Consider the following 25,851-nt stretch of genomic DNA (forward strand, 5'->3'; position numbering starts at 1 on the left):
AGTAAATTAATTTGCGAAAGAGGAGTGAATGAGATGTCCTTATTAGATTGGTTTACTAAAGGAATGACAACAGAAACCTATATTTCAAGTATGACCGTACATCAAGACAATTTGTTAGGCGTTTATAACAAGTTCAATATTTCAGAAGAGGATCGTCAATCGCTTCAAGGATTACAAACAAAAGGAATTAAAGCCGTTGTCCTTACTGCTGATTGGTGCGGGGATGCGATGGTTAATCTGCCTATCTTTATTAGACTAGCTGCAGAAGCACTAGTCGACATACGATATTTAATACGCGATGAAAACCTTGAATTAATGGACCAATACTTAACAAACGGAAAATCACGTTCTATCCCTATCATTGTATTCTTAGACAGTGAGGGTAATGAGCTTGGGAAATGGGGACCTCGTGCTGAATCTGTTCAACAACTAGTAGACGAGTTAAGAAAAGATGTCCCTGATAAAGAAGACCCTTGCTACGAAGAAGCTTTCAAAAAGATGATCAAGTCCATTACAGAACAGTTTGCAACCAACTCTACCCTTTGGGAAGATGTTAAGCAGGATCTGATTCAAGTGATGAAAAGATTATAGTATCCATTTTCTTATATAAAAAAAGAGGAATCCCTTGTTTACTGAATCTCAAGGGATCCTCTCTTACAAATATTAATGGTTGTAGATTTTAGTAGAAAAAAGTAATTTCACCATCATTTATTTCCTCAATTATTTATAATCCACATTATTTCCCGGGAATTCGACAACATTATTTTTATCTTTGGGACATTCTCCAATTACTTATTAATAAGTCTATACTGTCATCTTCCAATTGGATAATGCCAACCATCGTTCTTGTTCCTTATAGTCAGGCATGATTTTTCCAACGAGCCTCCAAAAGGAACGATCGTGGTTGAGATGAAGCATGTGGCACATCTCATGCACAACTACATAGTTGATTACCTTCTGTGGTGCCATAGCTAGCTTCCAATTAAACGTGAGCTGCAGCTTAGAGTCACATGTTCCCCAGGTTGTCGGACTGTCTGTAATTCGAATGCTGCGTGGCTTGGATTTAAAGTTGTGTTGGTATTCCGTAATGCTCGCTTCTACTAAAGCTTTACATTGCTGGTAGTAAAAACGTTTTAAAGCTTGTTTAGGTCGTTCGTCATCAGGGAGTTTAACATGAATCTGTAGTTGGTTTTGATCAAAATTAACATAGTCTTTTTCTATCTTTTGATCATGTACCACCTTAATAGGATACGATTTCCCTAGATAGAGAAAACTCTCTCCATGCTCGTAGGACTTTTCCTGTGGTCCGTTCCACCTGTCCTCTGTTTCTTTTATTTTCATCTGAAGAAGCTCCCAATTCTTCTCTAGTAAATGTATAATCTCATCATGGGGTGTCCCTTTCGGAGCTTGGACTTCAATGTTCCCATAATGATCCATGGTCATTCTCATCGACGACTGTTGGGTTTTATATTTTATTTCAAAGCGGATTGTCTCATCTAAGTAAGTATGTATCATTCCATCACCTTTTGTTCTCTTTTGCTGTTTATTTTTTCTATCTATTCTTTATTATAACTGTTAAAATTTCAAAGCCAATGGCTTGGGAATATAACGAGATCATTAAACTTTGTTTTTTTACACAATCTATAGGAAAAATAATGGAATGGTGCTTATTCTTCAGATTTATCTATTCAAATTTTAACTACGAATATGAAACCATTAAACTCTTTCATTCGTATCATAGTTACCAACCATTTCTAGGAGTGATTACACTGAAAACGACTTTAGAAACCAAAGTACAAGATTATACAAACATCTACCAGCAACTTTATAAGGCCCTTAAGTGGAAGGTAACTGATTCACGAACATTAATGATGGTGGCTTCTATGTATGTGGTGAAGCAAAAGACCTTTGACCTTGAGCGATTTCTCGATATTAGTGAGGACATTAAGAAGAATGTGGGGATGTTTTCGACATTAAATTCACCTCACCGTTTTACGATGGCGGCTATGCTGGATATCCAATTTGATGACCCGATGGAAAAATTCTCTGCTCTAATGGACATCTATGAAAAATTAATTGAGTCAAAATTCAATCGAGACCAGTTTACATATCTATGTTCTTATATTCTTTTAGTAAATGAAGGAGAAAGCGATTTACAAGAAAGAATTTACCGAAGTATGTCTCTATACAGAGGGATGAGGTCTAATCACTTTTTTCTCACATCTTCCAGTGACTTTCCTTTAGCAGTTTTATTAGCCGATGAAGAAGGTACCCTTGATGAGCTCTTAGAGAATATGGAGCAATACTATTCTAAACTAGATCAGAATGGATTTTCAAAGGGGAATGAACTACAGTTTTTAAGTCATATTTTATCCCTTCATCCCGCAAATTCTGACACGGTCACCGAACGTTGCACGACACTTTTAGATGAGTTCAAGCGTCGTGGAGATCTAAAACTAAAAAAAATGCACTACCCTGTATTAGGATTACTCTCTTTTCTTGAAAACGGGAATCAGGAGCTTGAGACTATTCATGAACTCGTCCAAATACTTAATCATCAGAAGTCATTTAAATGGCATAAAGATATCAATCTCATTATGGCCATTAATTTCCTCATGAGTGAAAAGTTGGAGGATACTAGCTTAATTGGAACCAATATGTACACCATCATAGAATCAATCATCCAAGCCCAACAAACGGTTATGTTTGCTTCAATTGCAGGTGCTGCCATTGCGACAAGCACAGATGGTGGGTGAAAATAAACGAGGACGGTCTCTTGCTTCAAATTTGAAACAAAAGAGCCGTCCTTTAAATTTATTTCCACTACCTCATTTACACTAGAATTTAGTATAATAGTAAAAAAGGAGGTGGAAAAGATGGAGGAAATTTTAAAAGCTATTCAACAGTTAGAAACAAGGCTTGATCAGAGGTTTAAAACAATGGAGGACAAGTTTGATCAAAAACTTGATGCAATGGAAGGTAGGTTTGATCAAAGGTTTAACGAAATGGAAGGTAAGAATGATCAAAGGTTTGGCGAAATGGAAGGTAAGTTTGGTGAAATGGATAAGAAGTTTGGTGAAATGGATAAAAAGTTTGGTGAAATGGATAAGAAGTTTGATAAGGTTACTACCCAGCTAGATCGTATGGAAACTACTTTAAATAACGTTGCACAAACTGCAAACGATGATACGATTGCTATTCTAAAAAGAATAGACACAAATACAAAAAACACAAATCGTGACATTGAATTTTTATCTGAGCTGACAGGAAAACACGAATTGTATTTTAATAGAATAAGTAAAAATTAATCTCCTCTGCATCTCTATCTTATCTAGTATTAACTACTCTTTAATCCTCATTTCTACCGCAATCCTATATGACCAAAGGGACGTTACATTACTTCATTCAGAAGCAAATGTAACGTCCCTAATGTTATTACGTTTAGAATGGAGGCAATTGATCAAGATTATTTTCTTGAATGCCATCAGGTTCACTTCGAATGATATCTCGTCCATATTTATGGAATACGTCGACATGTGACAGTTTACCCGCTTTTGCCTCTTCAAGAGCCGTAACATAATCAAGCTCTCTTCCACTACTTGTTTTAAAAGCTATAATATCATCATCATCGTTCTTTCTCACCGCAACAATCTTTTCCAGACCTGCAGCTGGCTCTTCTGCCGCTTCCATCTGTGCCTGCTGTTCTCCCTGTTTTAGGTAGTTTCGATAAATTTCGTTAAATGATTGTTTTTCCATCTCATTCCACCTCCGAACATATGTTTAGTGTGTCCGAAAAGTGTTTTTTTATGAAACTTTATATATTTATATCAACCATTAATTTAGGGTTTTCTATTAAGCCATGCATCAGTTAAATACCCTCTTTCTTCCCAATAACCTATATGTTCTTCCTCAATTAGTTCAATGGCCTGTAACCATTTAACAGACTTATAGGCATACATCTTAGGTACCACTAATCGTATTGGTCCTCCCAATTTTTGAGGAATTGGCTTTCCATCCATTAGAACAGCAATCACCACATCTTGCATTCGAGCCTGTTGTACGGTTAAGGTATCCGTATAAACACCGTCTCCCGAGTAGAATTTTACATATTTAGCCTGACTCTTAACACCTGCTTGATCTAAAAAATCCGAAAGTCTAATACCCTCCCATGTAACATTGAACACTGACCACCCTGTAACACAATGGAAATCACTCACTTGAAACTGTCTAGGGATCTTCAAGAATTCTTCCCAATTGTATGTCACTGGCTTATCCACTAAGCCACCTAAAGCAAATTTCCATGTGTCTGATGAAAAGGACGGGATATCCGTTACTGTATAAACTCTAAAATTCCCTTTTGCTCCTCCTCCAACTGGTGGGACGGATTGAGGATTTGGGGTTGGTTCTGGAATCATTCTATTTCCATCGTTTAAAGCAGCATCATCAATCCGTGTTCCACCATCATCGAAAATACGTTTTACCCATCTATAAAAATAAGGCCCTACTGAAATAATCAAAAGTATGATCGTCATCCCACGAAGAAAGGTCCGCCTTGAAAAAGGAGGTTCAGTAAACCTTCTTTTTATGTACTGATCTGCCGTAAGTTGCTCTTCTTCATCTCGACTGATTTCCTTAGAAACCGGTGCTAGCTTTTTCGGCTTGGAAGAGGTTTTCAACCACCGACTTCGTGAAATAGAGTGATAGATAGTATAAGGAACCCCAATCCAGGTTAATAAATCATGCCAAATTAAAGCAACAGTAGTCCATTCTTTTGGTAAATTTCTCTCTTGCCAAAGAATAATTCCAGAAATACTCCAACCTATTAGTAAAAATAGAACAAGCCAAAGATTGAAGTATTGACTCTTTTTTCTACGGATTTGCTTCACATGTCTACCAATCAAAGGTAAATAAAGCAAGATGATGAACACAGAGATCAAACCTAAAATAATGTGGAATTCTTTCAGTCCCACTCGAAAGGAGGCAATCAAGCCTCTCATAAAAGGTAGATAAAGAAGGATACCGGTAACTGCTAAGAGCAGCACAATCCAAGCGTTCCATGAATGCAATTTTTTAAGTTTCTTACCAAACGGCTGTTTTAACCAACTTTTGAATTGTTCCATCCCTCCACCACTCCCTCTATATTTAGTTATTTTTGTTAATCATAACGAAAACAAGTAGGTTTTGGGAAGTACGAGGATGGTTGATAACTAGACTATGATTTTTATCATCCTAAATTAAAGAAAACAAACCCACCTTAAATTTACTACTTTATTAATATCCTAGAAAAAGATTACCTTAAACCGTAATCATGTTGACTTAATATCACCCTTATTATATCAGTGTTTTTCCATTCAAGTGATTAAACGTTTGTTTAGGACAAGACGGTTTTATATCATTTTGAAATAGATGTCACTACTAAACAGCTATTGCTAAAGCTGTGTGTATTCTATGTTCATTAACCTTATGAACGACTTTTTCTTGCTGCTTTTCCTTCATTCGGGCGTTCATTAACCTCATGAACGACCTTTGCCGGCTGTTTTTACTGCTTTCGGGCGTTCATTAACCTTATGAACAACCTTTTCCTGCTGTTTTTCCTGCATTCGGGCGTTCATTAACCTTATGAACAACCTTTGTCTGCTGCTTTTGCTTCATTCGGTCGTTCATCAACCTCATGAACGACCTTTTCTGCAACTTTTCACTTCGATTGGTCGTTCATTCATGAGTCATCTACTAATCTAGCACTAAAGGGCTTAACATTACCTTTGTCTTTCCCAGCTCTATTGTTCAAAATCGGTTTGATCCATTCTATTCTGGAATCCATCATTTCATACTCTGAACAAGGACAATGATAATGGAATCTATTCATCTTTAAGATTCGCTACTAAAGCTAGCACATGTTTATTCACCCTATATCAAGGTTAAATAATAAGAAAGAGATTGTGCGTAAACTAGTTTTTACTTAAGGAGGATGAACATGTCTGCAGAGATGGTTGGGTTTAGTATTTTACTAGTAGGTATACTTCTACTAATAGGCAAATGGATTCGGGTCAGTGTTCCTCTTTTTCAGAAATACTTTTTACCTAGCTCTATTATCGCTGGCTTTATCGCCTTATTTCTAGGATCTGAAGTATTGGGTAGACTCATTGCCACTTTTAAAGGTGAGTCAGCCGTTCTAACTCAAGGGATTTTTCCAGAAGAGGTCATTGAAATATGGTCTGCTTTTCCAGAGCTTTTAATAAGTGTGATTTTTGCCGCTCTTTTTTTAGGAAAAAAGCTACCTAATATAAAGGATATTTGGTTAACTGCAGGTCCTCAGGTTTCATTTGGACAATCTGTCGCCTGGGGGCAATATGTGTTTGGGCTGCTTTTAACGTTGGTTATCCTTACTCCCTTCTTCGGAATTAGTCCACTAGCCGGTGCTCTAATTGAAATTGGATTCGAGGGTGGACATGGAACGAGTGCAGGGTTAGCAGAAACATTTGAAGAATTAGGATTTGAGGCAGGAGCTGACCTTGCCATCGGTTTAGCAACGATAGGTGTTGTATCAGGTGTTGTTTGTGGAATCTTCTTAATTAATTGGGCTATAAGAAAAAATAAAACAAATATCCTGCAAGACCCAAATAATCTACCAGAACAAGAGCTTCGTGGAATCATTGAAACGGAAGAGCTCCCTTCCGCTGGTAAAATGACAACGAAGCCTGAGTCTATTGAGCCACTTACTTTACATATAGCTATGCTAGGAATTGCAATTTTAATCGGGAAAGGGTTGTTAGAAGGTCTAATTTATCTGGAGAGTATGACATGGGGGGCATGGACCGATACGGAGATCATGACTTACGTTCCCTTGTTTCCACTAGCAATGGTTGGTGGTGTCATTTTACAATTGATTCTCCAAAAAACAAAGGCTGGTAAACTAGTCAATCGCCAATTGGTTGTCCGTGTTCAGGGATTCGCACTAGACTTCCTCATTGTAACAGGAATAGTTTGGAATATCATCGCCTTTATCTTCTTAGCACCACGAATGATTCCAGAAAATTGGTTCGAACGGGGTATTGGGGATTTCGGGCAATCAATGGGAATGACTGCAGCCGGACTAATGCTGATTAGAATTGCTGACTCGAAAGGAAAAACTAAAGCGCTTGAGGCATTTGGATATAAGCAGCTCATCTTTGAACCATTAGTAGGAGGAGGGCTTTTTACCGCAGCATCCGTACCACTTATCTATCAATTTGGGGCCATTCCGATTTTGATTTTTTGTTTACTTGTTATGCTGTTTTGGGTGGCCACTGGTTTATTCTATTTCGGAAAAAAATAAATTGGATTCGGTTCGTTACAACTAACTCTTTAAATAACTAAAATCATTTAAAAGGACAGTCATCATCAGCGACTGTCCTTTTTTCCTTATCTCGATCTACCCTTACAATAAACCTACCAACTTAAGACCATGAACAATCCCGTCATCTTCTACTGATGTTGTTACATGCCTTGCAACTTCCTTCACTTGTTCTTCCGCATTTCCCATTGCCACACTATTCTTCACTGTTGAGAGCATCTCGATATCATTCAGTCCGTCACCAAATGCATATTGATTTTCTTCAGAAATGCCTAGCTTTTGAACAATCTTTTCGATACCTTTAGCTTTTGACCCTCCCTTTGGAAGGATATCAACAGCAACAGGATGCCACCTTACAATATCAAAATCATCAAACTGTTGTTCATACTGATTCTCTTCTCCCTCTTGGCAAAACAGCAGTGATTGGTATAGATCACGCCCTTTGTAATAATGCGGATCATGTTCAGGAAAATGACTTATTTTTAATGATTCAATACTTTCTCTGATATAGGAATGTTCTGGAACATTGGCCTTCATATCCTCATGGTCCATAAACACAACAGGATGGTTGTTTTGTAGAGCGACTTCTGTAATCCTCTCAAGGGCAGAAATATTTAATGGATTCGTATATAATACTTCTCCATCTAACACTACATATTGCCCGTTATAGCTGATATATGTATGTATATCTAATTCTTCTCTTAAATCTTCAAACATAAAAGGAGCACGTCCTGTAGCAATTGCGACTATATGTCCATCTTCTTTCAGCTTAAAGATTGCTTCCTTCGTAGAATCTGGTAATTTTTTTTCATGATTCAGTAAGGTTCCGTCAATATCAAAAAAGATAATGCTTTTCTGTGTCATGGTAGTACCTTCTCTCTATGTATTTTTCGTTCTTATGAAAACCAATCCTCTTTACTAAAGAGGCATTCATTCATTATATCGTCTGTCTAGTGTGACCGTCTATGTTGTACATAAACCTTTACCTATAATTAAATTTACATTTACACGAAACATCTTTATAAAAGTAAGATCCTCTGCTTTAAAATCAACAATGTTCTTTATCCGAGTCCAATTAAAAGAAGAGCGAATTCGATATTCGCTCTTGATTCCTTCTTTATAAAGCTGGACCCGGTTCTTGCACAACTGCATTTTTCATCGCTAGCTCTGGATGTGCTTTTCTAACAACACTAGGTCTAGCAAGAGTTAATACGACTCCTATAAGGATAGCTGCTGAGGTGAGTAGGATGTATTGACCTGGAAGTACGTCGTACAAGAAACCAAATATGATCATACCGAGCGGCATCAAGGCCATCGCCATTGTCTCGATGATGGAGAAGACGCGCCCCTTGTAATCATCATCAATCATTTTTTGCATCATCACCTGGATTGGTGTATTGACCACAATAATCATGGAACCAAAACTAAACATAACGATTAAATAGTAGGCAAAAATGACCCAATATGACATTGAAACCATTAATGGGATTGAGATTGCCCCCATGATGATTCCCATTGCAAGAATACCTCGCTTTGAAACGAGAAGAGCATATTTTACTTCTTTTCTGATCGAAAAGTAGATGGAGAACACAAGCATTCCAATTGCAAAAGCCCCTTGGGTAAACCCAAAATGCTGTGACGTCATCTTAAATTTTTCAATCAGAATATATGAGTACCCCACTTCAAAAGCTCCAAAAAGGAAATTAATAATTAAGGAGATCCAAATTAGAATCATAATGACCTGTTTTGTTTTTAGATATGCCAAGCCCGCTTTCATGCTTTGCCACATTGATTCCTTTTTCGTCTCTTCGACCTGTTCTTTACGTCTCGAATATAGATTGAAGTTCATTGTTGATTCAAGGATCACGGCAATAATCGAAGCGGCAATAAATGTTCCTAAGAAAAGCTCCATCGAGACAGCCCCATATAATAATCCACCAACGGCTGGACTACCAATTGCAGCAAAAGACATCGACATCTGGTTTAATGACATGGCTCTTTGAATTCTGGCTTCATCCACTAACCCTGTAATTGATGAACTAAATGTCACGGTAGAAAATGAGGATGCGATCGCCAACACACATGTTGTTATATAAATGGCAATCAACGACAGTCCATAATTTAGGCTAACAAATAGCAGACCCGAGATTGCCGCAGTGGTAACAAGCTGTGCACATATGACAATCTTCTTCCTAGAGTATCTGTCCGCAACATAACCAGCAAATGGTGAAACCAGTGTCCGAGGTAAGATATTACATATTAAATTTGTCGCAAAGCTTGTTGCCGATCCTGTTTGTTGTAATATATAGAAGCTGATTGCAAATGCATATACTTGTGCACCGAACGATGAAATGAGCTTACTAATTGCGAACGTGTATAAATGATAGGTTGCTCTTCTAAGCTTTTGAATATCATCCACTTAAAACCCTCCACAAAAAAAGTTTAATTTAATTAAACAAATCATACCATGCATAACCCTTCCCATTCAAGGAAAAGTTTAATATAATTAAACAAAAATATAAAAATTAGGAGAGTGCCTTTCGTGCTAGGGGAACAAATACGTAAATTTCGAAAACTAAAGAAGCTAACCCTTGAAGAACTTGCAGGTACTGAGCTTACCAAAGGAATGCTCAGCCTAATTGAAAATAATAAAGCCAAGCCGTCTATGGATAGTTTGGTATATATCGCGGAACGTCTTGAAGTGGAAGTAACTGATCTACTTGATCAAGGAAATATCCATGAGCTAAGAGAAGTGTTAGATGAGGCCGAAAAGTTATTTAACAAGAGTATGGATGAGGTACCTGATAAATATAAAAAGCTCCTTACCTTAATAGAGCCATCTGTTTCAAAATTAAATTCAGGATATGAAGCAGCTAGACTGTTAGAGCTATATGGTCGAGCACTTTATTTAGAGAAGAAAAATCACTGGCAAGAGCCATTTAATCAAGCGGCTACTCTATATGACCAAATGAATCTGACTCACCAAAGAGGAAATCTTGGAGTATTCCGTGCCATCGTTAAATTTATTGAACATGATTATGAACAATCATTAGAGATTTTACTTAATGAAAGAAAAGAAATTGAAGACAACCATGTTATTATTGACGGTATGACTAAACTTGACCTTGATTACCATGAGGCCATGTTACACTTTGCAATTGGAGACACTGCTTCCGCTAAACTAGTGATGGAGAACGCAATTACGTTTTCAAAGTCTAATAAACTTTTCTATTTAATCGATGATTTATATCGTCTAGCTACTGCTTCTGCCATGATGGAAAATGATATTTCATCACATGAGTTCTATTTGGATAAGTTAAAACAATATGCAGAATTTACAGATGACAAGAAATCTTTCCTGCTTTATCAGCTCTTTAACATTGAATCATTAAATACTGTTAAATGTGATTTTCAACTAGCATTAGAACAAATAAACCAACTGTTAGTTGACGATCAAGATAATGATTTGAATGAATGGCTTTATCTTGAAAAAGGAAAGGCCCTATTGGGGCTCGGACAAGCTAAAGAAGCAATTTCATATTTCGATCGAATTGTCATACCTTCCTTCCATCACCATCCGTTTGATTTATCATTGTTTTATCTTAAAGATACTTTTAAAGCAAAATGTTATGTAGAAATCGGTGAGTTGGAAAAAGCTCTAGCAGCAGCTAAAGTCGCAAAAGAGAATTTTGAACCATTGCCACATTCTCCCTATAAGGAACAAAGTCAAAACGTTTATCAGGATCTGGTTAATATGATGAATAAATAGGCAAAAGGAATGATTTCTCCCATAGAAATCATTCCTTTCCTCATAACCATGTAGTGCTTTCATTAAGAATTGTGTAATTAGTTATGTTCACTTTCAATTGGCAAAAAATATCCCTCTCTTCCTTTATTCAATAATTAACTTCTCTTCTAATTCCTCAGCCTGTTGAATAAAAGAATCGAGACTTGCACTGATAGTTATATTTAAGCCTAACCCTACTTCACGAAGTATTTCTCTCAATTCTTCAAAATCCTTTTGTTCTTCTTCTGTTATTTCAGCAAATTGATATAAACTATCATTAGGATATTGATTTAACTTGTTATATAATTTGCCAAGAGTTTCCTGTTCACTCTTTGAAAGATTACCTAATTGTTCACCGGTATTTATTCCAAGATAAAGTCCATTCATCACATCTCCTAATTCAGTTGTTACTAAGTTAGGTTCAGACCATTGATCATTCATTTGATTAGCTATTAAGCCCTCTAATTCTACTAAATTTTGTTGAACCTCAGTAACAAGAACTTGCTCCTTAGCGAAGTTCATTTTTATATTCCCCCAGACAATGAGAGCCATAAAAATTATATTTAAGCCTATTGAAATCCTAAATAGTAACCTTTTCTTTTTACTCAATTTTAATCCCCCTGACACAAATAATTTTACCATAAGTAACCATTATTTTTATTATGTACTTTTATCTGATTAGGTCAGAATTTGTTATATCCGATCACTAAAAAACACACCAACGGTTATGTTAATTGGTGTGTTAAAGTATGATTTATTATTTTTATGGTTCATTGCTCGCTCTTTTCCGTTCCTTCCTTTCAAATTTTACGCACCTAGATTCGTAACTTTAGCTGATACTTTTCTTCTATTTAACACCTGGCGAATATTAGAGAATGTGAAGATCGCCAGTGCTGTCCAAATGCATGTAAATGTAACGATATGATCTTTTGTAAAGAGTTCTCCATACATCAGTACTCCAATTAGCAAGCTAATAGAGGGGGCAATATATTGTAAGAAGCCAATCATGTAAAGTGGAATCTTTTGAGCTCCTATCCCAAACCATAGAAGTGGCAAGGCTGTAGCAATACCAGAACCTAGTAATAGTAAATCCTGTTGGATGGTCCCAGCCGAGAAGCTATGTTGACCGTTCACACCTAAATAGGCTAAAAACAATAAAGCAAAAGGTAACACAAATAGGGTCTCTAGTAGCAAGCCTAGAATTGAATCCACCTTGATAAGCTTTTTAGACAATCCATAAAACCCGAATGAGAAGGCTAAGACAAGTGCAACCCATGGAAGCTTTCCAAGCGAGACTGTCATATAAATCACACCAATTGTGGCCAAAGCAAAAGAAACTACCTGCCATTTATTCATCTTTTCACGTAATACGAAAACCCCTAACAAAACAGCGACAAGCGGATTAATATAATAGCCCAAGCTCGCCTCGACAATATGGTTTGTATTCACAGCAAAGATATAGGTCAACCAGTTAATACTTATAAATACAGAAGCTAGTAAGAGCCCAAACCAAGTTTTCTTTTTACTCATTTGTACCTGAAAGAAGTTCTTTAAGAGCTTTCTTTTCATAAAGAAAACAATGATCAACACGAATATAAAGGACCAAATCACACGATGAGCTAAAATCTCAAGTGCTGGAACTTGATTTAAAAACTTCCAGTAGATCGGTAAAACACCCCATAGTACATAGGCCGCTGCCGTAAATGATATACCAATTGCATTTTCACGTTCCATCCTTTTAGCTCCAGTCCGTTTTAAAAGTTCTTTAACTTCAAATAAATATAAGTAATTATAACAGGTTTCGTTATTGGGTGGGATAACTTTAGATTAAGGAATCAAGATTGATTTATATACTGAATCATCCATATACATACATTTCTTGCTAGTTAATAGCTAACAATAGAAGTATATATTCTAATATGAGGTGAAACCCGTGAATCAGGTATTAAAAATCATTCTGATTTCATCCATTGCTATGGATTTAATAGCTGCTGTCTATTTCTTTACCATTATTGATGAAATTGGATTTGGAATTTATTTAACCATTGTTCTCATTCTAGCCAGCATGACAGGACTGATTGGGGTGTATTACCTTATCTATAAAAATAAAAATAGAAGAAAAGTGTAAAGCCTTATCAGTTTCAAAAATTCTTCCAATTAGATACAAAAGAGGTTGGGACATAACCTAATACCTCAGTCTCAAAGACGAATAATCTCAAAATTAGTCTACCTATCATAATACTGTTTTCGTTTTTTTATACTTATTAACTAGTTAAGCTGGAAAAACAGGGTTGTTCCATTGCGCTGCAGCCGCTCGCTTTCCGCGGGGAGGAATCTGAGCCTCCTCATAGAAAAGTGGAAGTGCCCGGTTAGCTCCGACAAGCAAATGTTCCTACATCAAGAAAAGGGTGCTCTTTCCCATTTCTTGATGTAGGGTTATTTGACCTCGAGGAGCTGGGCACTGCAACTAGACAAGCTACGCCTGCGGGGTCTCAGCATTTCCTCTATCTCCCGCAGGAGTCGAGCGTCTTCCGCTCCATTCCACAAGTTTTAAAAAATAGAATGCAATTATAAACAAATCAATAAAAGAAAAATAAAAATAAAAAGACCCGAATTAGCAGGTGAAAGATACATCAACATATCACCTAATTGTTCGGGTTTTTCACTAACTGAAATACTTATGTCCCAGCCTCTTCTCCGGTTATTTAAATCAAAAAGCCTTACTCAATATAGAAACCAATCTTCCCTAATTGAGCAGCAGTTTCCATAAGATTGAATCCTTGATTGAATTGACTCAAAGGGTACATCTGATCAACAACTGGCTTAATCTTATGTTCTGTTATAAATTGAAGCATCTCTTTGTATTCTTCTGCGCTTCCCATGGTCGAACCTAAAAGATTTAATTGTCCATAGAAAAAACTGCGGATATTAATTTGAACGTCATCTCCTGCAGAAGCACCGAACGTCACTAACGTACCTCCTGGACGAAGCTGGTCAAGAGATTTATTGAAGGTAGCTGCTCCCACCGATTCTATGACGAGATCCATTTTCTCTCCGTTAAGAGCTGTATTCCAATCATCATTACTATTAATTGCCTTGTCAGCACCCAGTTCAAGTGCCTTTTTACACTTTTCCTCTGAACGAGAAGTAACATATACGGTTGCTCCTACTGCTTTTGCATATTGTAATAGAAACGTAGCAACCCCACTGCCAATCCCTGGAATCAGAACCTTCATCCCCGATTTGATACGGCCTCTAGTAAACAATGCCCGATATGCTGTAAGTGCTGCAAGTGATAAAACACCCGCTTCTTCCCAAGTTAAATAGTCAGGCTTTAGCTCTATATTTTCGGCAGGAAGCACGACGTATTCACCAAACGTTCCATGAAAAGGAAGACCGACAATTTCAAATCCTGGAGGAGGTGCATCACTTTTGTCTTTCCATCCAAGACCTGGATTGATGACCACTTCAGCTCCGACCTTTACATTAGTTACACCATCTCCAATGGCATCCACGACTCCAGCTCCATCAGAACCAATAATAAGTGGTGGATCAGTCGGTTGATGGCGGTTTAGGACAAATAGATCGCGGTGATTAAGCCCTGCCGTTTTTACCTTTACCCGTACCTCTCCTGCTTTAGGTTGCACCTCTTGAAACTCACGATATGCTAGACCTTCAAATCCTGATTTTCCTTCATGAACGATTGCCTTCATATGTATCACTCCTTTTTAAAATTTATGGGACCAGTATCTCTAATCACGTGGCTTTAAAATCCTCTTAGTACTCTTACTATCTATACTATTAATTTTATCTGATTTTTCCCTCTAATTAAATTGATTTGTTTAATGATCCAGTTTTTTATCACAGGATAGAAAAGAGACCACACTAATAAAATGTGATCTTCCTATGTTAGTCTTATATATTTTCCTGCTTCAGAGCATCAATAATATTTTCTTTTTTAATTTTACTAATAGAATATAGCATGGCAGACCCGACGATGATAAATAATGAGATCACCACATACACGAAATCCATATACGGTAATTCGAATCCATATTCGAATGTTTGACGCATGGACCAGTAGATTAAATACATGATCCCTAAACTGATTGGTAATCCATAGAGCAAAGCTTTTAATCCATAAAAAACACTTTCATAATTTATCATTTTGTTAAATCCAGTAGGAGTCATCCCGACAGAACGTAGCATTGCAAATTCACGTTTTCGCAACGAGATGCTTGTTGAAATGGTGTTAAAGATATTGGCAACTGAAATTAATGAAATTAGCACAATAAACCCGTAGGTAAAAACAGACATAAACATAATTAACTGTTCATCTTCTTGTCTATTTTGTTGAACATTATAAACATGCACATTTCCGGATTTTATGTCTTCAATGGCCTCTTGAGTTCCGTTTGAATCTGAGCTATTTAAGAATAAATGGCTTTGTATTTCATTCTCCATACCCTGATCATTTATGAGGTGCATGAGCGTCTCCTCAGAAACTACGATATCTACTCCACCTATCGCAGCAGTGTTAATGCCCATAGGAGTTTTGTCTGTTAACGTGTCAATTTCAACAGTAGCAAAAATGGATTCCTTTTCTGTTTCATAATCAATTGACGTTAACTCAATCTGCTGCCCTGGTTCTGCCAGAATAGATTTAGATTCAATGATTTTACCCGTCTCACCATCTTGATAGGAGATATCCTCAATAATAATGCCTGCTTTATTAGTAGGGTCCAGTAACTTTTCCACATTAGCACCTACTTCCAAAGCATAATCCTTGAAGCTTTCTTCATCTAATCCATGTAATGTTACATAATAAGAATACTTTCCCTCTGTCAGCATACTAGGATCCTGATTCACTTGTTTCTGTAACCCTTGAGGAATCATGGTCTCATCAATCCAACTGTTTGTGTATACTTCTTGAACAAGGCTACTTTTTGTAACGTAGTTAACATCAATGAACTCTCTTAACTCTTCTGCCTTTCCACCCATAACATGAATATCATACTTAATATTGTCCTGTGATAAGATGAGCGATTTTTCTAGATTGGAAGTAAAGTAGGAAACTGAAAGAAATAAAATAATACTAATAACTAGTGAGAATACAGTGGCTTGATACCTACGTTTATTTCTCTTCAAGTTTTTCAAACCAATTTCTGCTTCCATTCCAAAAATTTTGCGAACCAGTTTTGATGTCTTTACAGTTTTACCTGAAAGCTTAACATCCTGTGTTTGACGAATCGCATCAATGGCCGACACCTTTGAAGCCCTTCTTGCCGGTAAATAAGTAGAGATGAAGATTGTCAAAATGGAAACCAAACAGGCAACCAATATTGAACCTGGGGTAACCACCACCTCCAGTTTTTCCGATACACCAAGAGCACCATGAATATAGGAATTAATAAACCAAAATGTAATCCCAATCCCTACTAAGCCGGAAGCAATACCAATTGGAATACTGATTCCACCAATAACTGCTCCTTCAAAGAAGACAGAGTTTCGTTTTTGTCTTTTCGTAGCTCCAACACTTGCTAGCATTCCTAAATGTCTAGATCGCTCTGAAACACTGATAGCAAATGCATTATAAATTAGTGAAACTGAACCGACAATGATCACAGTCATAATAATGCCTGCTAACGAATAAAGGGTTGTACTAAGTCCAGAATTATCCGTTACCCCATAAAAACGAAGCAGTTCATTATTAAAATTCGCCTTAGCAATATTTAATTCTGCAACTAATTCTTCTGCATTCTTAAAAAGAGACATATTTACTTTATCTAAAATTACAACAGCATCCACTTTGTCTTCTTTCGTTAGCAGTTGTTTATTAACATAACTGATGACCGTGTAACCAGGAGACCACCTTGGTTCCCAGTTAGGACGTTTCATAAACCCGACAACGGTATAAGTTTTCGTCTGATTTATTTGAAGAGTTTCATTGACTTGATCCTCTATTGTCTGAAGTGGATCCACCTGTGTTAAAGGTAAACTCTCTGACTTTAGTAAGCGGTCACCAATCTCTACTGTAAGTTGGTCACCAATCTCGAAGTCTACCTTAGCATTCTTTATGATTTCTTCCGAAAGGACTAGTTCATCACGAGACTGTGGTAAACGTCCTTCACTTATTTCTATTGGAAAGTTCTCTAAACCTTGTTCGTTATACTCCTTAATAAACAAATAGGGCTTACTATCATTTTCAGAGCCTTCTAGAGCTGCATAACCAACACTGTTTGATAGAAGTAAATGTTTAGTCGATTCATCCTCTTCAATGATTTCTAACTGATTAGGATTCACATTCTCATACTCGACATGCCACTCACCATTCATTGCAATATGCTGTCTCTTCATTAAGTCAAGGAAGGATACTCCTAGAGTAGCAACAGCTGTGATCATGGCAACTGAGATAATGACACCAATAATTGTAACTAACGTTCTACGCTTATTCTCTCGTAAATGCCTAATCGTGACCTTATTTACAATGTTCATGGACGTAACACCTCGTCCTTAGCAACCCTTCCGTCTTCTATGGCAATAATTCGATCGGCCTGTAGCGCTATTCGTTCATCATGAGTGATGACAATTAAGGTTTGGTTATACGTTTTATTAAATAGTTTTAGTAACTCCATAATTTCGCCACTATTCTTGCTATCTAGGTTACCAGTTGGTTCATCTGCAAGCATTAGTGCTGGATGACTGATTAGAGCACGCCCAATTGACACACGCTGCTGTTGACCACCGGAGAGCTGATTTGGCAAATGCTGAAGTCTATTCCCTAGACCTAGGATATCCACGACTTCTTTGAATTTCCTCTGATCCACCTTATGTTCATCCAAAAGCATCGGTAGCGTGATATTTTCTTCCACCGTTAAAATTGGAATCAGGTTATAAAACTGATAGATTAATCCAATTTGTCTTCTTCTAAAGATTGCTAACTGTGTTTCATTTAGCTTGTAGATATCTGTATCATCGACAAATACCTTTCCACTTGTGGGACGATCCACCCCACCTAATAAGTGAAGCAAGGTCGATTTTCCAGAACCAGATGGACCGATTATAGCGACAAACTCTCCTTTTTTTACAGAGAAGGATACATTATCTAGTGCCTTCACTGCTGTCTCACCTTTTCCATAGATCTTAGACAGATTTTCAATTCGTAAAATATTCAATTGAATGACCTCCGTATTTGTTACTTTAGTTCAGTATATCTGCCTAAAATGACTTTAAAGTGACTTCTAAGTGACAGTTTAGTCACTTAAAATTTTTATAAAGAGTCTATGAGTGATTGCTGCTTTTGTAAGACTGTTCTAGAATTTTATTCCTTTTAACAAGGGGATCGATTTCCACTCCAGGATACTTTGCTTTCCGCGGGGCGTGCGGTGAGCCTCCTCGGCTAGCCTGCGGGTCTCACCAAGGACAAAGCGGTTTCCTTTGTCCCTATGTCACGCTGCTCCCGTAGAAAAAGCTCTTTCCTTTTTCCTTGCAGGAGTCTCGTACCTTCCGTTCCAATCAATCGGTATAAAAACAATATTTATTTTAAACAAGGAAATCCTTCTTTATTAGAAAAAACCTTAGATCACTTGCTTATAAAACTTGATTTGAAATCTAGTTCCTTTTCCTATTTCACTTGTAACTTCAATATCGCCATTTTGTCCTTTTACGATGCTATATGCCATCGCAAGGCCGATGCCTACACTATCTTCTCCTGCATTTTCACCTTTATAAAATCGTTTGAATATGTAGGGTAGATCCTTCTTCGAAATCCCCTTTCCGTTATCAGCTATAATAATCTCTGTAAAAAGCGCATTCTCTGTATAGGAAATTGAAATTTCACCACGATCTGAAGTATGTTCCACACAATTCTTCAATAAATTAATAAGTGCTTCTGCTGTCCAATTGAGATCACCTAGAAAACTAGACTGTTGATCTCCTTTTATGACTAAAGATTGTTCTTTAATATCCATCGGGATTAAGATTGGGTCAATTGCTTTTTTGATCAGTTGGCTTACATCTACCCGGTTTTTCTTAAATTGAATAGCCCCAGCATCCATCTTTGATAACTTTAATAAAGACGTTACTAACCAATCCATTCGTTCTAGCTGAATCCCAATATTACGAGTGAACTCGGTTCTTTTAGACTCATCAAGCTTACGGTCATTCAATACGTCAGCCATTACCATCATGGAAGTTAACGGGGTTTTAATTTGATGAGAGATATCAGAAATCGCATCAGTTAGTTTTACTTGGTCCCGCTGCAGCTGTGAACGATGCTCCGTTAACATTAGGGTCACCTTATAAATATCATTTTTTAAGATACTAAGCTCACCCTCCTGATTGTCCCGAATATCGAGTGTGGAATCACCACTCGCAATCCGTCGTAAATAGCTAGAGAGCTTCTCCAATTCCTTGTAACGCCAGAACGTCTTCAACAGGTTACTTAGGATGAGCAAAGTTCCAGTAACGAGTACCAAGGTGATTCCGTAGGCTGGAAAAATCCAAGAAGCTAAGATAGCTGAACATAGTATAAGGATTTGGATGATGATGAAGACTCGAATTTCTCGATTTCTAAGCACGTTAATCCCCCACCTTGTAGCCCATCCCACGAACTGTCTTAATAATGGTTGGGTGTTGAGGATGGTCCTCAAGCTTTTCTCGTAATCTTTTAATATAAACAGTTAACGTATTATCATTAACAAAGTCCCCTGCTACATCCCAAATACGCTCTAACAACTGATTTCTCGTTAATACTTGTCCAATATGGTTCGCAAAGATAAGAAACAACCGATATTCTAATGCCGTTAAAAGTACCTCTTCACCGTTCTTATATACCTTTCCTTCTAGCGTATTAATACGAATGTTCTCAAGTTCTATGTAAGGATTGGCTTGAACTTGCTTATGATAACGACGTAATACAGACTTAATCCTTGATAGGAGTTCACGTACCCGAAATGGCTTTGTAATATAATCATCTGCTCCCATATCAAGTCCCATCACCACATTCACTTCATCATCAAGCGCGGTTAAGAAAATAACAGGAACATCACTCCGTTTTTTCACCATCTCACATAACTGATATCCGGTTCCATCAGGAAGTGACAAATCAAGTAAACATAAATCTATTTCTTTTAGCTGGCTAGTAAGAATGGCTTCTGCCTCTTTAACTGAATGTGCAACAACCGTCATAAATTCTTCGCTCTGTAAGGAGTAATCGATACCAGAAGCAATCGTTTTATCGTCCTCTACTATTAATATTTTCATAGGTACTCCTAAAAAATGTATTTTTCATCCTTATTCATATTAAGTTACGTAGACTTATTCGTCAAAGCTTAAAGAAGGTAACCGACATCTCGTAAATTAATCAAATCTACTCGTTTCAAAGCCCTCGATTATATCTTCTAGCTCCGTCAAAAAGGTGATATATACTGGACCTGGTATTCGTTCAGTAAACTTCTTTATAACGGGTAATTCCTCTGCTTCTTCTACAGCTTCAGGCTTTTCTTCGAGAGTGTTCCACCATACTTTCAATTCGTTAATGAATTCATAAAAATATCGTTCGAATCTCTCTGCCCATTCCGCACCTTCGTCACCCTCTGTCTTCTGCATCATAGACCAAGCTTCAAGAGCCGTTTCAAAGTATTCATTTAGCTTTTCCATTGTCTTCACTCCTTATAGGTTAAAGGCTATCTTCGTATAATTTGTTGCTTTATAAAAAGGCTGTGTTAAACTTTTGTGTTGATTTTCGTTACAGGACACTCGCTTTCCGCGGGGCGGGCGGTGAGCCTCCTCAGCTACGCTTCCGGGGTCTCACCTGACCCGCTACTCCCACAGGAGTCTCGCGTCCTTCCACTTCAATCAACTCTGCTAATAATCAGCACTCTACTTTAACAGAACCAATACAAAACGATTCGTTTGATTTCACATTAGCATCTAGATTAGCTTTTCAGCAAATACTAGAAGGAATTTTTTTATATCTAGATAGCTCAAAATAAAAAAACACTCACAACTGTTGAATAACAAGATTGTGAGTGTATGGTCCTTATATTATAGGTAATAATCTTCCGATAGTTTTGGCGAGTAGTACAGAAACCTTCTTACTCAGATTCCTCACTTGTCACCGTCCATTTTTCTCTCCACTGGAGCCGTTCCTTTTCTTCTATCTGTTTTTCAAGTAAATCATCCCAGCGTCCGATCCATGTATTCCAGACGCGCGCGTAGTATGTGTCTTGTTCTTTGTTATATAGTTGAAATTCTAAGCATGGAACAAGTTCAATCTTCTGTTCACCGAAGCTACATACTTCCGCCACTTCAAGTTGAAAGCCTTCTTCATCTACACTATTCTCTGTCTCGTTAAGGAATCGCAACATCTGCTCCTCACTAACCTGCCCATCGTTTGCATATCGATAATTTAGTAATTTCTCATTTGTTTGAGGTAGGGAATCAGTCAATACTGGCCAAACCTCAGAATGAACCGGACTATATGAGATCGCGGTTGATTCTTCTTCCATTTCCTCTATGAAAATTCCTGTTTGCAGCTGATTCTGTCCTTTAGACGTTAGCTGATACACTTCTCTTTCCAATCGGACCAAACCCATTCGTTGCATTTTTTGAAGTAAGTCTTCAATAAATAGTTCCTCTACTAAAAGCAGTTCGGAAAAATTGGCTGCTCGCCGGATATCAGTTTGCTCGAATGTAAGTAGCATCATTTTCATAAGAATGTCCATTTTAGAACGCTTAACCCGTTTAAAGACTACATGGTAGGTGATTACCGGTAGTTGCCATCTATGCAAATCTTTAATTTCAACTGTTTTATTTGCGAGTAGGCTGGACCGTAATTCCTTCATTAATTTATCCATGCATATGAACCTCCTCAAGTGTCCGTAGCCCCTGTTGGTTTTTCGCAGCCTCTAATACGTTCTTATACATAAGTCTAGTTTCCTTATTTTTGGTTCGCTCCGTAAACATCTTTGTACTACCGATTAAGACAAGTAGCTCTCTCGCTCTCGACAAGGCAACATTTAGTCGGCGATAGTCTTTAGCGAACCCGATATCATCCTTTTGATTATCATGATTACGTACCATACTAACTAGAATCACATCCATTTCCATACCTTGAAAACGGTCCACTGTTCCTGTACGAATCATTAGATGAGGGAGATGGAGTTCCTGATGAATCAAGCGGTCAATCCTTTTCACTTGTTCCCCGTAAAAACTAATAACCCCAATGCTTTTTTTCTCATCGACTGTCATTCTACTTTCAAGCTTTGCCTGAGCTACTGCTTCATTTAACTCCTTCAGCATTTCAGCAATCTTATTTAATTCAGCTGGGTTAAACAAGCTCTTGCCGTTCTTCATTCTTTCTTCAAAGAATGAAGACTCATTTGGCATATCTAGCCATAGCAAATGATTATTCCGCTGGATCATTCGTGATTCAAGGAAATGGTCTCTCATCGAATCGGAGTCAGTCAAACCACAATGCAGTTTCTCATTTTCTTGATTATAGAACTGAGTAATTGTAGCCATGATGTTTTCATGCATCCGATATTGAATCGCAAGCATCGTTTTATTGCTTTTCGGTAGGTTTTTAAACAACCGCTCAAATAATGATTCTCGTAAAAGCTTGTTTAATTCAGCTTTGCCTTCAAAATCATCACTTTCATCTGCCATTTCTTGTAGCGTCTCTTCTAATGTATCGTCGCCTAATAGAGGTGGAAGCTGATGATGGTCTCCTACCAAGATGATTTTCTTCCCTTTTAACATAGGTAAAAGTAGCTCTGGTGGCGTAGCCTTTGATACTTCATCAATAATGACAACATCAAAAACAGGATAGCTTTCGATGAAGTCCTTTCTGGCTGAGGCCACACAAGTCGTACCAATTACATTCGAATGCTTTACATAGAGCTTTCTAATTTCATTTAAGTCATGATCGTTTGCTTCTTCTAGCAGAGATCTCCACATACCTTGAATCGATTGAAATAATGGTAGCTTCTGCTTTTCCTGTTTTAAGGACTCTCTATTGAAAGAAACACTTGCTAACTTCTTTAATGTTTCTTCATGCTCCTGTTCCGGCTCTGTTGAGATTATTTCGTTTAGGAGTGCCAGCTCGTTTTCCATTTCCTGAATCTCATTTTTCATTTGAGAAAGTCGCTCTTTTGTATCTGAAACCTTCTGCGTTACCTCTTCCAACAGAATGGTCTCTTTCCCAAGCTTATCCCGATTCATTTCAACTTGTAGCATGGCTTGTTTATAAGTATTTATCCTTTTCTGTAATTCAAGAGCTTTTGCTTCCTTTTCATGAAGTAACTCTTTTGCTTGTGGAATGACCTTTGTTGTTTCGATCATTTGCTTGTACTTATCTTGAAGAGAAGAAGTTATGGAACTAAGTTCCTGCATTTCCCGCTTCCATTTTTGCTGCATGTATTTATTTTCATCCTGTCTAGGCTGAAGCTGCTCCATCAGTTCCTGTTTCAGAAGTCCCATCGCCTCTTGTGCTCTGTTTATACAGGTTTGATACGGCTTTAAGCGTTCTACCTTTTTCCATAGAAAGTGTTGTCGACCATACAATCCTTCAAGATAGGACACTAGAAGCTGCGCAGAAATCCTCCCGCTACTCTTTAATTCAGTTCTTAGCTTATCTAGAAATCGATCAATTTCGTCAGCTGTAGTAGCTAGGGGCTTTAATTTCTGCATGCGTTGCTGGACCTGTTTACCAGGCACGTTCAGCCTCTCTAACAGCTGTTCAACATAAGTGATCGCACGGGTTAGCTTATCACTATATTCCTTTAGCTTAGTCAGTTGGCTAATTTCACCACGTAGTCCATCGAGCTCTTCAATTAAATCCTGAACCTTAAAAGAACGGTCCATATTTTGTTCTAAAATCATCCACTTTAAGCTATCTACTTTTTTGGAATCTCTAATTCTATCCTTTAGAGCATCTAGTTGCTTTAATACTTCTTCTGATTTTTCACATTCAGCAGAAAGTTGCTCTACCATTTTCGTTTGTTCTGACATTTTTTCTTCAATGTCCTGAATTTCAATACTACTCTTTAAGCTCAGTATCTCTTGCTTGGTTATATCCCACTCTTTTTGAAGGAGGTCGCTGTCAGGTTCCACAGCAAGGTATGCTTCATCCTTTTCAATAGATACAATCAATGAACGGAGGGTCTGCTCAGCCTCCAGCACATTTCGTTGTGCTAGTTGATGCTCCTGTTCAGTCGCAAGCTTTTCTGTTTTTTTATGTTCAACACTTGATTGAATGACACTAAATTTTTCTTCTGCTTTCTTTTTTGCTTCAATCTCTGCTTCTAATCGAACAAGAAGTTTCTGCAGTACATCGTACTCTTGTTCATTAGCAGCCCATTCCGATTCTACTTCGGCTTCACGTTTCTTACGCGTTTCAAATTGACTAGAAACCTCCTGTAACGTATGATCCTTCCAATACTGTCCTACATTTTCTTCAATGAACTTTTTTCCTTCTTCTTCTATACTTTCCGTTCTCCCCACTCGAAGAATACGGATGTCCTTATTTGCTAGCAATCTACCAAGGGCATTATCAACCGCTAAGTTTGACTGTGAAGCAACCAGTGTCCGCAGCCCAGCTTTTGCATTCTGCAAACAAATCTCGGATATTACAGTTGTCTTGCCTGTACCAGGTGGGCCTTGAATCACATATATGTCCTCAGAAGACATCGCTCCTATTACAGCTTCCTGCTGGAACTCATTTAATCGATTGTGAAATTGTATGTTAGCTAGCCTTTTCGGCGTTTTGACTGGTGGCTTATTTTCAAATAAAAGACGTTCGAGCTCTGGATTTGCTGCCATTCCTTTTTCTAATTGCTTGAATCCTTGCCTTAATCTCTTTACCTGACTCAATGTAGCAAAATTACTAAAGATGACTTCCTTTGGGTAGACATCAAGCTTCTGCTGACGTGCCTGCTTCTCCATATAAGCGTTTAATTCAACTTCAACAAAGCCTTCATTCCGGTTCGCCTTCAGCACCTTACCGATATCTTGGTCAATCCCCTTGAGTTTGACACTTAAATCTTTCAATAGCTTCCATTCTGTATCCTTTAACTGACACCCGGTAATCTTTACTCTACTGAAATCATCATTAAAAATCAGCCTTGAATAACGCGAGGTCATATCAGGAATATCAGCTGTCCGCTCCTGGATTTTTAAGTAGCCTTCCCAGCTCGCGATTCTCTTTTTCACATACATGGAGCTTTCTTGTGCCACTCGCATGTTGTTAATCAAGTCCACCAAATCAAGTAAGACACGCTCACTACTCTGCATATTTAAATCAAACGTCAACTCTGCAGGCTGACGCCAATTAGACTGCAAGGATAAATGTCCCGGTCTTACCGTTACATTCGTGACAATCAGTCGATTCTGCTCAACCACACAATGTAGAACTACCACCGATCCCTTGCATTTTTCAGCAACACGGACATTTTTCTCATTATCAATTAATAAGGCTACCGAAAGGATTCGATCGGCCTCCATTGGGTACTTCTCTATAAAGACGTGAAACGATTTCTCCAATAAAAAAAACGATCGCTCATCCAACCCGAGCTCCCGCATTTTTTCCTTTGCCTTAGTGGTCAAAGTGATCGGACAACGATATGTTTTATTTTGGTTCTTCATCATGTGTTCACCTACTTCTATTTAAGACAAAAACGTTTTGAATGCCTATTAACTCTATCATATAGTTACTCTATTAATCTTTGAA

21 protein-coding genes are annotated in these 25,851 nt (G+C 37.7%); 6 read left to right on the forward strand and 15 right to left on the reverse strand.

Annotated elements, in window-relative coordinates:
- The first annotated feature begins 33 nt into the window (after positions 1-33).
- A complete protein-coding gene (locus M1D60_RS20495; protein ID WP_456276669.1) occupies positions 34-591 on the forward strand; it encodes a thioredoxin family protein in 558 nt (185 codons plus the stop codon).
- Between the two features lie 213 nt (positions 592-804).
- Here the strand turns inward: M1D60_RS20495 and M1D60_RS20500 are convergent, their stop codons facing one another.
- Positions 805-1,515: a M48 family metallopeptidase gene (locus M1D60_RS20500; RefSeq protein WP_456276670.1), complete on the reverse strand. Its 711-nt coding sequence runs from the start codon at positions 1,513-1,515 to the stop codon at positions 805-807.
- 140 nt (positions 1,516-1,655) lie between these two features.
- On the opposite strand from M1D60_RS20500, the gene M1D60_RS20505 reads away from it, so the two are divergent.
- Positions 1,656-2,756 (forward strand): DUF4003 family protein, encoded by a 1,101-nt coding sequence (locus M1D60_RS20505; protein WP_456276671.1) that lies wholly within the window; start codon positions 1,656-1,658, stop codon positions 2,754-2,756.
- Positions 2,757-2,876: 120 nt separating this feature from the next.
- Entirely contained in the window at positions 2,877-3,308 is a 432-nt protein-coding gene (locus tag M1D60_RS20510; protein WP_456276672.1) for a hypothetical protein, read from the forward strand.
- A gap of 133 nt (positions 3,309-3,441) precedes the next feature.
- Here the strand turns inward: M1D60_RS20510 and M1D60_RS20515 are convergent, their stop codons facing one another.
- Together M1D60_RS20515 and M1D60_RS20520 are read right to left on the reverse strand one after the other, a co-directional pair.
- The gene (locus M1D60_RS20515) at positions 3,442-3,756 is read right to left on the reverse strand and encodes a DUF3892 domain-containing protein (protein ID WP_456276673.1); all 315 of its coding nucleotides are present in this window, start codon (positions 3,754-3,756) and stop codon (positions 3,442-3,444) included.
- Between the two features lie 83 nt (positions 3,757-3,839).
- Complete coding sequence (locus M1D60_RS20520; protein WP_456276674.1) at positions 3,840-5,120, reverse strand: molybdopterin-dependent oxidoreductase; 1,281 nt, start codon at positions 5,118-5,120, stop codon at positions 3,840-3,842.
- A gap of 854 nt (positions 5,121-5,974) precedes the next feature.
- Here M1D60_RS20520 and M1D60_RS20525 point away from each other — a divergent pair.
- Complete coding sequence (locus tag M1D60_RS20525) at positions 5,975-7,315, forward strand: sodium/glutamate symporter (RefSeq protein WP_456276675.1); 1,341 nt, start codon at positions 5,975-5,977, stop codon at positions 7,313-7,315.
- Positions 7,316-7,417: 102 nt separating this feature from the next.
- Here the strand turns inward: M1D60_RS20525 and M1D60_RS20530 are convergent, their stop codons facing one another.
- Complete coding sequence (locus M1D60_RS20530) at positions 7,418-8,197, reverse strand: Cof-type HAD-IIB family hydrolase (protein ID WP_456276676.1); 780 nt, start codon at positions 8,195-8,197, stop codon at positions 7,418-7,420.
- A gap of 253 nt (positions 8,198-8,450) precedes the next feature.
- Entirely contained in the window at positions 8,451-9,752 is a 1,302-nt protein-coding gene (locus M1D60_RS20535) for an MFS transporter (protein WP_456276677.1), read from the reverse strand.
- A 123-nt stretch (positions 9,753-9,875) separates the two neighbouring features.
- Here M1D60_RS20535 and M1D60_RS20540 point away from each other — a divergent pair, with 123 nt between their 5' ends.
- Positions 9,876-11,102 carry a helix-turn-helix domain-containing protein gene (locus M1D60_RS20540; protein ID WP_456276678.1) on the forward strand — a complete coding sequence of 409 codons (1,227 nt, stop codon included), beginning with the start codon at positions 9,876-9,878 and terminating at the stop codon, positions 11,100-11,102.
- Between the two features lie 123 nt (positions 11,103-11,225).
- Here M1D60_RS20540 and M1D60_RS20545 read toward each other — a convergent pair whose 3' ends face one another.
- Together M1D60_RS20545 and rarD are read right to left on the reverse strand one after the other, a co-directional pair.
- Positions 11,226-11,729, reverse strand: a complete 504-nt coding sequence (locus tag M1D60_RS20545; RefSeq protein ID WP_456276679.1) for a hypothetical protein — start codon at positions 11,727-11,729, stop codon at positions 11,226-11,228.
- Positions 11,730-11,927: 198 nt separating this feature from the next.
- Complete coding sequence (gene rarD, locus M1D60_RS20550) at positions 11,928-12,854, reverse strand: EamA family transporter RarD (protein ID WP_456276680.1); 927 nt, start codon at positions 12,852-12,854, stop codon at positions 11,928-11,930.
- A 199-nt stretch (positions 12,855-13,053) separates the two neighbouring features.
- On the opposite strand from rarD, the gene M1D60_RS20555 reads away from it, so the two are divergent.
- The gene (locus M1D60_RS20555) at positions 13,054-13,248 is read left to right on the forward strand and encodes a hypothetical protein (RefSeq protein WP_456276681.1); all 195 of its coding nucleotides are present in this window, start codon (positions 13,054-13,056) and stop codon (positions 13,246-13,248) included.
- Positions 13,249-13,840: 592 nt separating this feature from the next.
- Here M1D60_RS20555 and M1D60_RS20560 read toward each other — a convergent pair.
- From M1D60_RS20560 to M1D60_RS20595, 8 genes are all read right to left on the reverse strand, one after another.
- Complete coding sequence (locus tag M1D60_RS20560) at positions 13,841-14,833, reverse strand: zinc-binding dehydrogenase (protein WP_456276682.1); 993 nt, start codon at positions 14,831-14,833, stop codon at positions 13,841-13,843.
- 202 nt (positions 14,834-15,035) lie between these two features.
- Positions 15,036-17,615 (reverse strand): ABC transporter permease, encoded by a 2,580-nt coding sequence (locus M1D60_RS20565; protein ID WP_456276683.1) that lies wholly within the window; start codon positions 17,613-17,615, stop codon positions 15,036-15,038.
- The gene (locus M1D60_RS20570; protein WP_456276684.1) at positions 17,612-18,295 is read right to left on the reverse strand and encodes an ABC transporter ATP-binding protein; all 684 of its coding nucleotides are present in this window, start codon (positions 18,293-18,295) and stop codon (positions 17,612-17,614) included. Before M1D60_RS20570 ends, M1D60_RS20565 begins: the two co-directional genes overlap by 4 nt.
- Before the next feature lie 402 nt (positions 18,296-18,697).
- A complete protein-coding gene (locus M1D60_RS20575; RefSeq protein WP_456276685.1) occupies positions 18,698-19,699 on the reverse strand; it encodes a sensor histidine kinase in 1,002 nt (333 codons plus the stop codon).
- 1 nt (position 19,700) lies between these two features.
- Entirely contained in the window at positions 19,701-20,384 is a 684-nt protein-coding gene (locus tag M1D60_RS20580; protein WP_456276686.1) for a response regulator transcription factor, read from the reverse strand.
- Positions 20,385-20,480: 96 nt separating this feature from the next.
- On the reverse strand, positions 20,481-20,780 hold the full coding sequence (locus M1D60_RS20585) for a hypothetical protein (RefSeq protein WP_456276687.1): 300 nt from the start codon (positions 20,778-20,780) through the stop codon (positions 20,481-20,483).
- A 437-nt stretch (positions 20,781-21,217) separates the two neighbouring features.
- Complete coding sequence (locus M1D60_RS20590; RefSeq protein WP_456276688.1) at positions 21,218-21,979, reverse strand: hypothetical protein; 762 nt, start codon at positions 21,977-21,979, stop codon at positions 21,218-21,220.
- Complete coding sequence (locus M1D60_RS20595; RefSeq protein WP_456279510.1) at positions 21,972-25,766, reverse strand: DEAD/DEAH box helicase; 3,795 nt, start codon at positions 25,764-25,766, stop codon at positions 21,972-21,974. Before M1D60_RS20595 ends, M1D60_RS20590 begins: the two co-directional genes overlap by 8 nt.
- Positions 25,767-25,851 lie beyond the last annotated feature (85 nt).

Source organism: Bacillus sp. AK128 (assembly GCF_053903075.1).

What these genes read in the sequence shown, in the direction of transcription:
- M1D60_RS20495 (WP_456276669.1), top strand. Translation starts at nt 34, where the DNA reads ATGTCCTTATTAGATTGGTTTACTAAAGGAATGACAACAGAAACCTAT.
- M1D60_RS20500 (WP_456276670.1), bottom strand. Translation starts at nt 1,515, where the DNA reads ATGATACATACTTACTTAGATGAGACAATCCGCTTTGAAATAAAATAT.
- M1D60_RS20505 (WP_456276671.1), top strand. Translation starts at nt 1,656, where the DNA reads ATGGAATGGTGCTTATTCTTCAGATTTATCTATTCAAATTTTAACTAC.
- M1D60_RS20510 (WP_456276672.1), top strand. Translation starts at nt 2,877, where the DNA reads ATGGAGGAAATTTTAAAAGCTATTCAACAGTTAGAAACAAGGCTTGAT.
- M1D60_RS20515 (WP_456276673.1), bottom strand. Translation starts at nt 3,756, where the DNA reads ATGGAAAAACAATCATTTAACGAAATTTATCGAAACTACCTAAAACAG.
- M1D60_RS20520 (WP_456276674.1), bottom strand. Translation starts at nt 5,120, where the DNA reads ATGGAACAATTCAAAAGTTGGTTAAAACAGCCGTTTGGTAAGAAACTT.
- M1D60_RS20525 (WP_456276675.1), top strand. Translation starts at nt 5,975, where the DNA reads ATGTCTGCAGAGATGGTTGGGTTTAGTATTTTACTAGTAGGTATACTT.
- M1D60_RS20530 (WP_456276676.1), bottom strand. Translation starts at nt 8,197, where the DNA reads ATGACACAGAAAAGCATTATCTTTTTTGATATTGACGGAACCTTACTG.
- rarD (WP_456276680.1), bottom strand. Translation starts at nt 12,854, where the DNA reads ATGGAACGTGAAAATGCAATTGGTATATCATTTACGGCAGCGGCCTAT.
- M1D60_RS20560 (WP_456276682.1), bottom strand. Translation starts at nt 14,833, where the DNA reads ATGAAGGCAATCGTTCATGAAGGAAAATCAGGATTTGAAGGTCTAGCA.
- M1D60_RS20565 (WP_456276683.1), bottom strand. Translation starts at nt 17,615, where the DNA reads ATGAACATTGTAAATAAGGTCACGATTAGGCATTTACGAGAGAATAAG.
- M1D60_RS20580 (WP_456276686.1), bottom strand. Translation starts at nt 20,384, where the DNA reads ATGAAAATATTAATAGTAGAGGACGATAAAACGATTGCTTCTGGTATC.
- M1D60_RS20585 (WP_456276687.1), bottom strand. Translation starts at nt 20,780, where the DNA reads ATGGAAAAGCTAAATGAATACTTTGAAACGGCTCTTGAAGCTTGGTCT.
- M1D60_RS20590 (WP_456276688.1), bottom strand. Translation starts at nt 21,979, where the DNA reads ATGGATAAATTAATGAAGGAATTACGGTCCAGCCTACTCGCAAATAAA.
- M1D60_RS20595 (WP_456279510.1), bottom strand. Translation starts at nt 25,766, where the DNA reads ATGAAGAACCAAAATAAAACATATCGTTGTCCGATCACTTTGACCACT.